Source organism: Burkholderia sp. HMSC10F09, assembly GCF_001806955.1.
Lineage (GTDB): Bacteria > Pseudomonadota > Gammaproteobacteria > Burkholderiales > Burkholderiaceae > Burkholderia > Burkholderia multivorans.
This window is the reverse complement of sequence record NZ_KV786485.1, coordinates 27,468-40,527: the sequence shown is the minus strand read 5'-3', so window position 1 is coordinate 40,527 and position 13,060 is coordinate 27,468. Positions and strand designations below refer to the sequence as shown.

Genomic DNA, 13,060 nt, shown 5'->3' with positions numbered 1-13,060 from the left:
GGAAAGTGCCTATGAGGAATCGAAAGAGCGAATTCGGCACCGCGAGTGGCGCGTCGACAAAGCACTCGCCGAGCATCACCGGCGCGTGTTGGAGTTCGCATCTCCTAGCGGAGATGCGAACTCCAACACGCAACGAAAACGTCGTCCCAAAAAATGAAACGATGTCCGTGAATCGCACAAATCAGGCGGTTTCCGGTGTGATGTGATCGCTGGTTCGCCGACCAAACCATCGGCGGCAATACCACACTGACCGCCGCCATGCTTGATCGCGTCGCGCTCGAGTTCCGCTTGCTCTAGCTCAGAGTAGGCGGTGACGGACAGAATCGTCAATGGCATGTCGATCTCGTCTGATCTAACGGCTGGCTCAGTTTGACAAGAGGCAATCCAACGCGGGAAATGGGTGCGCTCTCTTGCGGTCCGCTTTCCTGCACGCCGCGTGGCGACGGGCATCGCTCCCGCTCGTCGTACTGGGGCTCGACCGGCTCCACCGCCTCGGCAAGCGCAATGGATGACCATCCTGCGCTTGACGATGTATATCGGAGAGCGGAGCGCTCGACCGACAACAACCGCCATCCGCCTCGCGCCTCCGAAATTGGCATAATCACGGCTCGCTGCCGCGAGCGCTGCGACGCAGGCGCATTCGTTCCAGTGGCATCACCCGACTTGCATCGACTTCAGCCTGGTTATAGCCGCAACACCCATGCCGACCATCCCCGTGACCACCGCGTCGCTGAAACACATCCTCGAACACCCTGGCGATTTCCACGGATGGCTCTGCCTCCCGCGGACGCCATGGACCCTCGACACAGAGGCCGCATTCATCGAAGATGCCGCCAACACCGAAGCTGCTTCGCCACCCACCACCGCCCCACACCCCGATTGGCGCGTGACCTTGAACAGCGCGACGATCGAGGACATCGTAATCAATGCGCATGACCAGGTCGACGAGCCGACCGCCACGCAGCTGTTCGACGCATTCACGTTCTACGTCGACAACGAAGACTTCATCCTGCTCTGAAGCCACACGTCACATGCCATAGCAAAAAAGGACCGCCAAGCGGTCCTCTCTCATACAGCGTCAACGTCCGAACGAAGCACAGCCGTCAAGGCAACGAAATCGTCAAATTCGCCGACTCCGGCCCGACCTTGATCACCTGCGAATAAGGTGCCAACGCCTGCAGCGTCTTGTCCTTGAGGTAGGCATTGAGCCCGAGATACCCGAGCAGGGCCACCAGCGCGAACACGGCCCCGATCGCCCAAACCGGCACCTCCCGCTTCAACCGGTGCGCGATCTGATCCGGCAGCGGCCAATGCGGCGCAAACGCGGCCCGCTTGCCCTTCATGTGCGCGATCTCGTCGCCCAGCCGCGCGGTGAGATACGCGAGCTTCTCCGGCCCTCGAGCAGATACTTGCCCTGGAACCCGAGCAGCAGGCACATGTGAAACACCTCGAGCGATTGCAACCGCGCCGCGCCCTGCGCGCGACATTCCTCGAGATACTGGAAGAATTTCTCGCCCGCGAGCTGCTCGCCGAACAGCACGAGCTGCAGCGGCCGGCGCTCCCAGTCGGCACGGATCTTGAACTGCGACGACAGCACCATTTCATCGACCGCCGCGCAATAGGCGAACTTCGCGCCGTACACATCTTCGGCCGCGATATTGAGCTTCTTCGCGCCGCGCTCGAAATCCGACAGGAATTCCTGGATCTTCGTGCTGAACTCGCTCGCGCTGTCCGGCTCGCGACCGTTCTTCAGCAGGAACAGCATGAAGAACCCGTCGTACAGCAGATCGAGCAGCGAACGGGCCTGAAATGCGGCGTCCGTCGACGACGGGGTATGCACGGGTGTCGGCGCGTTGTCGCCGAACAGGGAAGGCGCGTAGCTCATGATGTGACCGCGATCAGTTCGAATTTCAGGTCATTGATGCCGGTCGGCGCATAGATCATCGCCGACTGGGCCTGCAGCATGCGCTCGTACAGCGCGCCGCGCGAATCAAGCTGGAAATAGCACGCGCCCGGCCGCACGGGAATCGCGGGCGGCACCTGCGGCGTGTACGACAGCCGCACGCCGGGCATCGCCGACAGCACGAGCTTGTCGACGTCGTCGGGCGCGCCGACCTTGAAGCGCGCAGGCACCGCATCGACGAGCTCGACACTCGGCATGTCGGCGGACACTGCCAGGTAGAACTCGGTCTTGTCGTCGATCTTGCCCGAGTCGAGCCGGCCGAGATGGAACGACGGCCGCACCTCGTCGAGCGTGATCGCGAAGTAGCGCGTCGAGATCACGGTGTCGAGCAGTTCGCGCAGCATCACGTCCAGACGCGCGAAGCCGGGGCCCGGATCGTCGTGGCGATAGACGGGCAGATCGGCAAGCGAATAGCCTTTCGAGAACGTCATCAGCTGGCCCGTGAGCCTCAGCAATTCATGGAACAGCCGCTCGGGATGCAGCGCCGCGTGCTGATGCAGGTGCGCGAGCGTCGCGAACGCGGCGTTCGCCGTGTGCAGCAGCCAGAACGAGGCGATGTCGCCCGAGCGGAACTCGATGATGTTCTTCGACGGCTCGCGATGAAAACCGTACAGTGCATTGACCTTCGCCTGCAGCGCGTCGACGAGCTGGCGCAGCCGCTGATGCAAAAGCGGCGACGCTTCAATCGCGAGGCACGGCGGCACGAAGCTGTCGTCGACCTCGAACCCGGACGTCGCGGTGCGCCGCACGCGCACGAGCGGCACCGACAGCAGCTGGTCGCGCGGCTCGCTGTGCGCAATCAGCTTGACCTGCGTCTTCAGGAACGTGATGTCGGCTTCGGCCGCGTCGGTGAAGTTGTCGGCGACGCTGCTCTGCTGGCTGACGAAGCGCGTCGTGAAGCCGGCGGCCGGATCGTCGCTGTAGTTGGTGCCGTTCTCGCGCAGCGGGTGCAGCGCCAGATAGAACACGAATTCGTTGATGCCGTCGGGCAGCGTGTCGAGCGCGATCGGCGGCGGCAGATCGTCGCCCTGCGGCGCCGCGTACAGCGTGCCGTCGGGGAACACGAGCGCGAGTTCGGCGACGCGCAGCACGTTGCTGCCGAGCGCGTCATGGTCGATCCGCAGCGTGCGCAGCCCCCAGTTGTACGGCTGGATCGCCTGGATCGATTCGAACAGGCGCGCCTCGTGGTACGCGTCCTGCCGCTGAAAATGTTGAGGCCGGAGGAACAGCCCTTCTCCCCACAGCACCTTGGCCGAATAACTCATGTCGAATCCGGTTAATGTCGCGTTGCGATGTAATCGATCTGTTCGTGCCCGAATTAAATCGCGATTTGTTAACTCTTGTTAATTGACATTCGCGCGTCACGTTTAACCGCAACTGACCGACGACAGCATATTCAGCGGTTGCGAAGGCGCGCCCTGCTGCGGTGCGATCACCGTGCCCCCGGTCACCGTCATTGCGCAATTATGCAGGCCGATGATTATGCCGGATTTCTCCGACTTCGCCGGGTCGAATGTCAGCTTCCATCGCTGCAGTGCGGGATCGCGGAACAGCGCGACGATGCCGAATGCCTGCGCTTCGCGCGACACTTTCTCGGTCGCCGTATAGCGCTGCCCGGGAATCAGCGTGATTTCGCGGACGTTGAGCAAATCGGCGCCGAGTGCGGCTTTTTCCTTGTTCGGATCGGTAAATGCGTCGAACGGCGCCTGCTGGAACGAAGTCGGGTCTTTCAGCGCGTAAAGCCGCACGACGAGCGCGAGCGGCTTGTTATCGGTCGCCGCATTCAGATTCGGCGCGGCGGCGAGCGTGAGGCCGATGTTGCGCGGCGGTTTTTGCGAGTCCGGCACCTCGGGCTTGCCGATGCCGGTGGCCGACATCACGGCGCTCGCGGCCGATCCGAGCAGCGGCGCGGCGGCGCAGCCGGCCAGCAGCGCGCAAGCGATCAACGGCAATCCGTAGCGAATCATGGGCGATCTCATCTTATTTCCGGCATGCCGCCTTTTGCTCCCTGTCAAAACTGCCGGGCATTTCGCGTATCGGCGCGATGCACGGCCGGTCCCTCGTTCAACTATTAAGCCTGCGTGCGTCGCGACAGAGCGATTCGGCAATTTTTTCCGATGCCCCCGGCGAGCCGCCGCAAGACAGCAAAACCGCGGCTTTCCGGCGGATTCGAACGGTGTCTCGAACCCGCCGCCGCCGTGTTTCATCGGGGCAGCGCCCGGTTTTAAAAGAAATTAGCCTGCACGCGACGATTGAATTATGAAAAATTGATCGGTACTATACCCGCGCGCTTCTTGCAAAGCAAAAGAACGGATTCTCAACGATTTAAAACTCACGCGCCGGTGGATATAACGATGAAAGATCGTCTCTTCGCAAAGCTGTCTGGGGTAGTGCTGGCTTGCGGCGTGATTGCGGGCTGTGCAAGTCAGCCGACCACGCCGCCGACCGCCGAAGTATTCAACAAATCGCTGGCAGAAGCGGACGAAGTGGCCAAATCGGGCGATCAGGATCGCGCGCTCGGTCTCTATCAGGCGCTTGCCAAGTCGGACCCGACACGCGAAGAGCCGTGGTCGCGCATTGCGCAAATCCAGTTTGCCCAGAACCATTACGGCCAGGCGATCGTCGCCGCTCAGGAAGCGCTGCAGCGCGACTCGACCGACCGTCAGGCCAAGAGCGTGCTCGCGGTCGCGGGCCTGCGGATCGCGACGCAGTCGCTCGGCGAACTGCGTCAGGATGCGTCGCTGGCCGGCGACGCGAAGTCCGATGCGCAGGCGCTCGCGAAGCAGCTGCGCGAAACCCTCGGCGAGAACGCGCTGTTCCCGCCGGAGCAGAAGGTCCAGGCGCGCAAGGTCCGGCGTCCGATTCACCGAGCGAAGGCTGCGGCCGCAACGGCGGCCGCCGACAGCGGCGCCGCGACGCAGCCCGCGCAGACGTCGAGCAGCAGTGCGCCGCAAAAGGGCGGCGATCCGTTCAGCGCGCTGCGTTGATCGGCGCATAACCACAACCAACCTGGGAGCCGTCGATGGCCAAGAAAGAGAGCATTCAGAAAAGCTTGCAGAAAATACGGCCGCCGCGCGTCCAGCTGACCTACGAGGTCGAGAAGGGCGATGCGATCGAGGTGAAGGAGCTGCCGTTCGTCGTCGGGGTCGTCGCGGATCTGGCCGGCCAGTCCGAAGTCGAGCAGCCGAAACTGCGCGATCGCAAGTTCGTCAACATCGATCGCGACAATTTCGACGACGTGATGAAGGCGATCGAGCCGCGCGCGGCGTTCCAGGTGGAAAACCGGCTGAGCCCCGAGGGCGGCAAGTTCGCGGTCGACCTGAAATTCCGTTCGCTGTCGGATTTCAATCCGGACGAAGTCGTCGAGCAGGTCGAGCCGCTGCGCCGCCTGCTCGAGGCGCGCTCGAAGCTCGCCGACCTGCGCAACAAGCTCGCCGGCAACGACAAGCTCGAAGACCTGCTGTCCGAGGTGCTGAAGAACACGCAGCAGCTGCAGGCGCTCGCAAAGGGCACGGGCGGCGACAAAGACGGCGAATGACGACGGAGTGTTGAGATGAACCAGCAAACGGCTCCGGCCCAAGCGAGCGGCGCGGAATACGCCGCCGGGACTTCGCTGCTCGACGAAATCGTCGAGAAGAGCAAGGTCGCGAAATCCGATTCCGAGCATGCGCGCGCGAAGGACCTGATCGGCGAACTCGTGCACCAGGTGCTCGACGGCACGGTCGTCGTGTCGGACAACCTGTCGGCGACGATCGACGCGCGCGTCGCGGAGCTCGATCGGCTGATCTCGGCGCAACTGTCCGCGGTGATGCATGCACCGGAATTCCAGCGCCTCGAAAGCACATGGCGCGGGCTCGACTATCTGGTCAAGGAAAGCAACACGGGCCAGACGATCAAGATCAAGGCGCTGCACGCGCCGAAGCGCGACCTCGTGCGCGACTTCAAGGGCGCCAGCGAGTTCGACCAGAGCGCGCTGTTCAAGAAGGTCTACGAAGAAGAATTCGGCACGTTCGGCGGCTCGCCGTTCGGCGCGCTGATCGGCGACTACGAGATCTCGCGCCAGCCCGAGGACATGTACTTCATCGAGCAGATGTCGCACGTCGCGGCGGCCGCGCACGCGCCGTTCATCGCGTCGGCGTCGCCGGAGCTGCTCGGCCTGGAATCGTTCGCCGATCTCGGCAAGCCGCGCGATCTCGGCAAGGTGTTCGACACGGTCGAATATGCGAAGTGGAAGTCGTTCCGCGATTCCGAGGATTCGCGCTACGTCGGCCTCACGCTGCCGCGCTTCCTCGGCCGCCTGCCGTTCAATCCGAAGGACGGCCAGACCGCGGAAACCTTCAACTTCGTCGAAGACGTCGACGGCACCGACCACGACAAGTATCTGTGGTGCAACGCCGCGTGGGCATTCGCCGCGCGGCTGACGGCCGCATTCGACGACTTCGGCTGGTGCGCGGCGATTCGCGGCGTCGAGGGCGGCGGGCTCGTCGAGGATCTGCCGACGCACACGTTCAAGACCGACGACGGCGAAGTCGCGCTGAAGTGCCCGACCGAGATCGCGATCACCGATCGCCGCGAGAAGGAGCTGAGCGATCTCGGCTTCATCCCGCTCGTCCATTGCAAGAATTCTGATTACGCCGCGTTCTTCGCTGCGCAATCGGTGCAGAAGCCGAAAAAATACAGCACCGACAGCGCGAACGCGAACGCCGTGCTCTCTGCCCAGCTTCAGTACATCTTCTCGGTATCGCGCGTTGCGCACTACCTGAAGGCGATGATGCGGGACAAGATCGGCAGCTTCGCGTCGGCGCAGAACGTGGAGACCTTCCTCAACCGGTGGATTTCGCAATACGTGCTGCTCGACGACAACGCGACGCAGGAGCAGAAGGCGCAATTTCCGCTGCGCGAGGCATCCATACAAGTATCGGAGATTCCGGGCAAGCCGGGCTCGTATCGTTCGGTCGCGTTCCTGCGCCCGCACTTTCAGCTCGACGAACTCTCGATTTCTCTGCGACTTGTCGCTGATCTGCCCAAACCGGCAAATTCATAAGCGAGCAAAATCGCCCGGGCGGGCCGCCTGGGTAGGACGTTAAAACCACCTCTTTGGGGAGTCGAAGGGCCATGTTACACATGCACATGCAGTTTGGTAGTCCGGCGATCAAAGGCGAATCCGCGGACAAGGACCACCAGGGCTGGATCGAACTGAAATCGTGGGATCACTCGATCATCCAGCCGCGTTCGGCGACCGCGTCGACCGCAGGCGGCCACACCGCCACGCGTTGCGAGCACGGCGACATGATCTTCACGAAGGAAATCGATTCGTCGAGCCCGCTGCTGTATCAGCACGCGTCGGGCGGCACGACGTTCGACGAAGTGACGATTCATTTCTCGCGTGCGGACGGCGAAGGCAAGCGTGTCCAGTATCTGGAAATCAAGCTCAAGTACGTGATCATCTCGAGCATCGCGCCGAGCGTGCGCGAGGAAGGCCTGCCGGTCGAGACGTTCTCGCTGAAGTATGCGGCCGTGCAGTGGAAGCAGACGCAGCAGAAGATCGGCGGCAACCAGGGCGGCAACACGCAGGGCGCCTGGAGCCTGACGAAGAACGACAAGACCTACGCGGTCTAAGGTCGGTTGCGGCAACGGGGCGCGCGGCGCTCCGTTGCCGTTTTCGCAGCAGATGCCGGCCGATGAAACGCTTCGAACCCAGTTTTCTCGACAAGCTGTTCGACGACGAACCGCATCTGCCGGCCTCGGCCGCGATGCGGCAATTGTCGCTGGACGAGCTGAAGAACACGGTCGCCCGCGACGTCGAGGCGATCCTCAATACCCGTATCGCACACACCGAAACCGAGCTGGCCGCGCTGCCGGAATGCCAGAAGTCGGTGCTGACTTACGGGCTCAACGATTTCGCGGGGCTGAGCCTCGCCAGCCACTACGATCGCGCATTCATCTGCAAGTCGATCCAGCAGGCGATCGCACGCCATGAGCCGCGGCTGCAGCAGGTGCAGGTGACGTTCGAGCTGAACGAGCAGTCGACCAACGCGCTCTACTTCGCGATCCAGGCGCTGCTCGTCGTGCATCCGGCCGAAGAGCCGGTCAGCTTCGATGCAATGCTGCAGCCTTCGACGCTCCAGTATTCGGTCACGCGCGCACGCACGGCACGCATGCTGTAATTCAAGCCGCCGCGCGGGCCGGACCGCACGGCGGCGGAACAGGGTCCGGCACGGAATGGAAGAGGTTCGGGGTCGTCGATGGAAGAATTGCTGCCGTACTACGAGCGCGAATTATCGTTTTTGCGGCGCTATTCGCGGGATTTCGCCGAACGCTATCCGAAGATCGCGGCGCGCCTCGCGCTGTCCGGCGAGCACTGCGAGGACCCGCACGTCGAGCGGATGATCGAGTCGTTCGCGCTGCTCGGCGCGCGGATCAACAAGAAGCTCGACGACGACTACCCGGAATTCACCGAAGCGCTGCTCGAAGTGCTGTATCCGCACTATCTGCGGCCGTTTCCGTCGTGCTCGATCGCGCAGTTCGCGGCGGCGGCGCCCGGGCAGCAGACGGAGCCGGTCGTGATCCGGCGCGGCACCGAGCTCAAGAGCCGCCCGATCCGCGGCGTGCAGTGCCGGTTCCGCACCGCCTACGACGTGACGCTCGCGCCGATCCGCATTTCGGAGGCGCGCTATACGCCGGTCGCACTCGCGCCGAGCGCGACGGTGCTGCCGTCGAACGCGACGGGCGTGATCTCGATCACGTTCGAATCGCTCGCCGCGCAGCTCGATCTCGGCGCGCTGAAGCTGCCGACGCTGCGCGCGCATCTGCACGGCGAGCAGTCGTTCGTCGCCGCGCTGACCGACTGCCTGTTCGTCAACGTGCTCGGCGCGTACGTCGAACCGGAGCGCAACGGCCGCTGGACCGCGCTGCGCCAGTTGCCGATCGCGCAGGCCGGCTTCGACGAAGGCGATGCGCTGATCGACTATCCGGCGAAATCGCATCCCGCGTATCGTCTGCTGACCGAATACTTCGGCTTTCCCGACAAGTTCGACTTCGTCGATTTCGACATCGCCGCGATCGCGCGCGCATCGGGCCGCTGCCAGCGCGCGACGCTGCATCTGGTGCTGCAGGACGTGCGCAGCGATTCGCATGTCGCGCGGCTGCTCGAGCTGCTCGCCGCGAGCCACTTCCGCTTGTTCTGCACGCCGGTCGTCAACCTGTTCCGCCAGCACGGCGAGCCGATCCGCATCACGCATCACGCGGTATCGTATCCGGTGATCGCGGAGGCGCGCCGCGCGTTCGCGTATGAGGTCTATTCGATCGACTCGGTGAGGCTCGTGCGGCAGCAGGCGCACGAGGAATCGGTGATCGAGTTCCGGCCGTTCTATTCGCTGCATCACGGCGAAGCGGCGCGGATCGGCCATTACTGGTTCGCGCGCCGCAACGACTCGGTCGCGCAGAAGAGCCCGGGCTACGAGACCGAGATCTCGATCGTCGACATCGATTTCGAGCCCACTTCACCGCAGACCGACACGCTGAGCCTCGATCTCACGTGCACGAACCGCGACCTGCCGGCGATGCTCGCGTTCGGCCTCGAAGGCGGCGACCTGTTCCAGGACGGCGGCGCGCAGACGGCCGGGATCGCGCTGCTGCGCCGTCCGACGCAGACGGTACGCTTCGAGCGCGGCCGCGCCGCGCACTGGCGTCTCGTGTCGCACCTCGCGCTCAACCACGTGTCGCTCGTCGCGCACGGGCTCGCGCCGCTCAAGGAGATGCTGACGCTGTACGACCTGCGGCGCACCGCGGTGTCGACGCGCCAGATCGACGGGCTCGTCGCGATCGAGCAGCGCGGCGCCGTGCAGTGGCTGCCCGGCAAGCCGTTTGCGACATTCGTGCGCGGGATCGAAGTGCGGCTGACGATCGACGAGGAGCATTTCGTCGGCGCGAGCCTCGCGTCGTTCGTGCGCGTGCTCGACAGCTTCTTCGGGCTGTACGTGCACCTCAACAGCTTTGTTCAACTGGTCGTCGTGTCGAAGCGCACCGGCGAGGAGATCATCCGATGCAAGCCCCGCACCGGCGAATCGATTCTGGCGTAGTCGATACGCTGCTCGACGAACCGCACCGCTTCGAATTCTTCCAGGCGGTGCGCGTGCTCGAAGGGCTGTTCGCGCGGCAGGCCGCCGATGCGCCCGGCGCGTGGCGGCAAGGCGACGTCGTCGCGCACCGGATCGCGTTCCGCAATACGCTGTCGCTCGGCTTTCCGCCGAGCGAGATCGAAGGCGCGCGCTCGTTCGACGACGACGGCCTGCCGCTCGACTCGACCGAGCAGCGCGAAGCGGCGGTCGCGGGAGGCGAGCTCGGGCGCGTCGAATTGACGCCGGCGTTCTTCGGGCTCCTCGGCGCGCAGGGCGCGCTGCCGCTGCACTACACCGAACAGATCGCGGCGCGCGAGCATCTGAAGCGCGACCATGCGGCGCGCGCATTCTTCGACGTGTTCTCGAACCGCGCGACCGCGCTGTTCTACGCGGCCTGGAAGAAATACCGGCTGCCGTTCCACTACGAGCTCGATCGCGACGAGCGCTATCTGCCGCTGCTGCTCGCGATCGCGGGTGTGCCGAGCGACGACGTGCGCGACAGTCTCGCGGCAGGCGCGGGCGGCGTGCTCGACGAAGCGGTCGCCGGCTATGCGCTCGCGGCGCGACACCGGCCGATGTCGGCCGCCTATCTGCAGCGCACGCTGTCCGATTATTTCCGCGTGCCGGTGAAGATCGATCAGTTCGTCGGCAAGTGGTACGACGTGCCGCCCGATCAGCTGAGCGTGCTCGGCCAGGTCAACGCGGTGCTCGGCGCGACGGCGCTGGTCGGCGAACGCGTGTGGCAGCGCGACATGCGCGCCCGGATCGTGATCGGCCCGCTGTCCAAGCGCGACTACGAGGCGTTCCTGCCGGGCGGCGCGCAGGCCGTTGCGCTCGAGCGGATGCTGACGCTGCTCGCCGGCGTCACGCTCGAATACGAAGTGAAGCTCGTGCTGAAGCGGACCGAAGTCGGCGCGAGCGTGCTCGGCGCCGGCTCGCGGCTCGGCTGGGACGCGTTCCTCTGCACGCGCGACGCCGACGAAGACCGGTCCGACGCGCGCTACGAGCTGCACGTGATTCACTGATACCGAACGACAACAAACACGCAAACGAACCTGAGATCGACGCCATGAGCACGCCTCTGAAGACCCTCATCACGAAACTGAATCCGCTGTGCCGGCATGCGGCCGAGCGCGCGGCGAGCGCGTGTCTTGCGCGCGGCCATTACGAGGTCGATCTGGAGCATCTGTTTCTCGCGCTGCTCGAGGAGCCCGCGGGCGACCTGTCGCTCGCGCTGCGCGCGAGCCGCATCGACGCGCATGCGTTGCGCGCCGATCTCGAGCGCGAACTCACGCGCCTGAAGACCGGCAACACGCGCACGCCCGTATTCTCGGTGCATCTGATCGCGCTGTTCGAGCAGGCGTGGCTCATCGCGTCGCTCGACTCGCAGCTCGGCCGCATCCGCTCGGGCCACCTGCTGCTCGCGCTGCTCACGGCGCCGGACCTCGCACAGTTCGCGCAACGGATGTCGGCGCGCTTCTCCGAAGTGAACGTGACCGATCTGAAGCACAAGTTCGACGAGATCACGGCCGGGTCCAGCGAAGCCGAGCCGCATCGTGCGGACGCGGAGCACGGCGACGCCGCTGCGCCGGCCGAGGGCGGCGTGCCGGCAGCGGGCGCATCGAAGACGCCTGCGCTCGACACGTACACGACGAACCTCACGCAGCGTGCACGGGACGGCAAGATCGACCCGGTGATCGGCCGCGAAGCCGAGATCCGTCACGCGATCGACATCCTGATGCGGCGCCGCCAGAACAATCCGATCATGACGGGCGAGGCCGGCGTCGGCAAAACGGCCGTGGTCGAAGGGCTCGCACTGCGCATCGCGGCCGACGACGTGCCGCCGCCGTTGCGCGGCGTCGCGCTGCACGTGCTCGACATGGGGCTGCTGCAGGCCGGCGCGAGCGTGAAGGGCGAGTTCGAGAACCGCCTGAAGAGCGTGATCGACGAGGTCAAGAAGAGCCCGCATCCGATCATCCTGTTCATCGACGAGGCGCACACGATCATCGGCGCGGGCGGACAGGCCGGCCAGAACGACGCGGCGAACCTGCTGAAGCCCGCGCTGGCGCGCGGCGAGCTGCGCACGATCGCGGCGACGACGTGGAGCGAATACAAGAAGTACTTCGAGAAGGATGCCGCGCTCGCGCGACGCTTCCAGGTGGTGAAGGTCGAGGAACCGAGCGAGCCGCTGGCGGCCGCGATGCTGCGCGGCATGGCAGGACTGATGGAGAAGCACTTCAACGTGCGGATTCTCGACGATGCGATCACCGAGGCCGTCCGGCTGTCGCATCGCTATATCAGCGGCCGGCAACTGCCGGACAAGGCGATCAGCGTGCTCGACACCGCGTGCGCGAAGGTAGCGCTCGCGCACAGCGCGACGCCGGCCGCGATCGACGACACGAAAAAGCGCATCGAGCGCATCGACGCGGAAATCGCATCGCTCGAGCGCGATGCGGCAAGCGGCGCAGCGCACGACGAACGGCTCGGCGAGCTGCGCGGCGCGCGTGACGCGGCGCTCGAACAGCTCGCGAAGGACGAAGCGCGCTACGAGGCGGAACGTGCGATCGTCGCCGAGATTACCGCGCTGCGCGAGACGCTCGACCGCGCCCGCGCGCCGGCCGAGGACGGCCAGCCGGTCGACGTGCAGGCCACGCGCGAGAAGCTCGCCGAACGCGTCGCGGCGCTGCATGCGTTGCAGGGCGGCGAACCGATGGTGCCGCTGCAGGTCGACGGTCACGTGGTGGCCGAAATCGTCGCTGCGTGGACCGGCATTCCGCTCGGCCGGATGGTGAAGGACGAGATCGGCACCGTGCTCAATCTGAAGCCGCTGCTCGCCGCGCGCGTGATCGGCCAGGACCATGCGCTCGAAGCGATCGCGCAGCGCGTGCGCACCGCGTCCGCCAATCTCGAGGATCCGAACAAGCCGCGCGGCGTGTTCATGTTCGTCGGGCCGTCCGGCGTCGGCAAGACCGAGACG

11 protein-coding genes and 2 pseudogenes are annotated in these 13,060 nt (G+C 64.9%); 10 read left to right on the top strand and 3 right to left on the bottom strand.

Annotated elements, in window-relative coordinates; translation table 11 throughout:
- A pseudogene (locus HMPREF3115_RS32070) lies at positions 1-157 on the top strand (IS481 family transposase); the annotation flags it as partial.
- 543 nt (positions 158-700) lie between these two features.
- A complete protein-coding gene (locus tag HMPREF3115_RS00130) occupies positions 701-1,018 on the top strand; it encodes a DUF7716 domain-containing protein (RefSeq protein WP_065494298.1) in 318 nt (105 codons plus the stop codon).
- 85 nt (positions 1,019-1,103) lie between these two features.
- Here HMPREF3115_RS00130 and icmH read toward each other — a convergent pair.
- From icmH to tssJ, 3 genes and pseudogenes are all read right to left on the bottom strand, one after another.
- A pseudogene (gene icmH, locus HMPREF3115_RS00125) lies at positions 1,104-1,885 on the bottom strand (type IVB secretion system protein IcmH/DotU).
- On the bottom strand, positions 1,882-3,228 hold the full coding sequence (gene tssK / locus HMPREF3115_RS00120) for a type VI secretion system baseplate subunit TssK (RefSeq protein WP_006409507.1): 1,347 nt from the start codon (positions 3,226-3,228) through the stop codon (positions 1,882-1,884). The pseudogene icmH and the gene tssK overlap by 4 nt, the downstream one beginning before the upstream one ends.
- A 102-nt stretch (positions 3,229-3,330) precedes the next feature.
- The gene (tssJ, locus tag HMPREF3115_RS00115) at positions 3,331-3,930 is read right to left on the bottom strand and encodes a type VI secretion system lipoprotein TssJ (protein ID WP_006400550.1); all 600 of its coding nucleotides are present in this window, start codon (positions 3,928-3,930) and stop codon (positions 3,331-3,333) included.
- A gap of 387 nt (positions 3,931-4,317) precedes the next feature.
- Between tssJ and HMPREF3115_RS00110 the strand changes: the two genes are divergently transcribed.
- The 8 genes from HMPREF3115_RS00110 to HMPREF3115_RS00075 all read left to right on the top strand — a co-directional run.
- The gene (locus HMPREF3115_RS00110; RefSeq protein WP_006406961.1) at positions 4,318-4,950 is read left to right on the top strand and encodes a tetratricopeptide repeat protein; all 633 of its coding nucleotides are present in this window, start codon (positions 4,318-4,320) and stop codon (positions 4,948-4,950) included.
- A gap of 35 nt (positions 4,951-4,985) precedes the next feature.
- Positions 4,986-5,501, top strand: a complete 516-nt coding sequence (gene tssB, locus HMPREF3115_RS00105; protein ID WP_006406960.1) for a type VI secretion system contractile sheath small subunit — start codon at positions 4,986-4,988, stop codon at positions 5,499-5,501.
- Between the two features lie 15 nt (positions 5,502-5,516).
- Positions 5,517-7,007, top strand: a complete 1,491-nt coding sequence (gene tssC / locus HMPREF3115_RS00100; protein WP_006400547.1) for a type VI secretion system contractile sheath large subunit — start codon at positions 5,517-5,519, stop codon at positions 7,005-7,007.
- A gap of 71 nt (positions 7,008-7,078) precedes the next feature.
- Positions 7,079-7,582, top strand: a complete 504-nt coding sequence (locus tag HMPREF3115_RS00095; protein ID WP_006400546.1) for an Hcp family type VI secretion system effector — start codon at positions 7,079-7,081, stop codon at positions 7,580-7,582.
- Positions 7,583-7,644: 62 nt separating this feature from the next.
- A complete protein-coding gene (tssE, locus tag HMPREF3115_RS00090) occupies positions 7,645-8,130 on the top strand; it encodes a type VI secretion system baseplate subunit TssE (RefSeq protein ID WP_006406959.1) in 486 nt (161 codons plus the stop codon).
- A gap of 78 nt (positions 8,131-8,208) precedes the next feature.
- Positions 8,209-10,044 (top strand): type VI secretion system baseplate subunit TssF, encoded by a 1,836-nt coding sequence (gene tssF / locus HMPREF3115_RS00085; RefSeq protein WP_070553119.1) that lies wholly within the window; start codon positions 8,209-8,211, stop codon positions 10,042-10,044.
- The gene (tssG, locus tag HMPREF3115_RS00080) at positions 10,008-11,108 is read left to right on the top strand and encodes a type VI secretion system baseplate subunit TssG (RefSeq protein ID WP_059937076.1); all 1,101 of its coding nucleotides are present in this window, start codon (positions 10,008-10,010) and stop codon (positions 11,106-11,108) included. The genes tssF and tssG overlap by 37 nt, the downstream gene beginning before the upstream one ends.
- Before the next feature lie 44 nt (positions 11,109-11,152).
- Positions 11,153-13,060, top strand: a 1,908-nt coding sequence (locus HMPREF3115_RS00075) for a Clp protease N-terminal domain-containing protein (protein ID WP_070553123.1), incomplete at its 3' end; no start/stop codon positions are given.

Coding starts and splice junctions, on each gene's coding strand:
- HMPREF3115_RS00130 (WP_065494298.1), top strand. CDS start 701: ATGCCGACCATCCCCGTGACCACCGCGTCGCTGAAACACATCCTCGAA.
- tssK (WP_006409507.1), bottom strand. CDS start 3,228: ATGAGTTATTCGGCCAAGGTGCTGTGGGGAGAAGGGCTGTTCCTCCGG.
- tssJ (WP_006400550.1), bottom strand. CDS start 3,930: ATGATTCGCTACGGATTGCCGTTGATCGCTTGCGCGCTGCTGGCCGGC.
- HMPREF3115_RS00110 (WP_006406961.1), top strand. CDS start 4,318: ATGAAAGATCGTCTCTTCGCAAAGCTGTCTGGGGTAGTGCTGGCTTGC.
- tssB (WP_006406960.1), top strand. CDS start 4,986: ATGGCCAAGAAAGAGAGCATTCAGAAAAGCTTGCAGAAAATACGGCCG.
- tssC (WP_006400547.1), top strand. CDS start 5,517: ATGAACCAGCAAACGGCTCCGGCCCAAGCGAGCGGCGCGGAATACGCC.
- HMPREF3115_RS00095 (WP_006400546.1), top strand. CDS start 7,079: ATGTTACACATGCACATGCAGTTTGGTAGTCCGGCGATCAAAGGCGAA.
- tssE (WP_006406959.1), top strand. CDS start 7,645: ATGAAACGCTTCGAACCCAGTTTTCTCGACAAGCTGTTCGACGACGAA.
- tssF (WP_070553119.1), top strand. CDS start 8,209: ATGGAAGAATTGCTGCCGTACTACGAGCGCGAATTATCGTTTTTGCGG.
- tssG (WP_059937076.1), top strand. CDS start 10,008: ATGCAAGCCCCGCACCGGCGAATCGATTCTGGCGTAGTCGATACGCTG.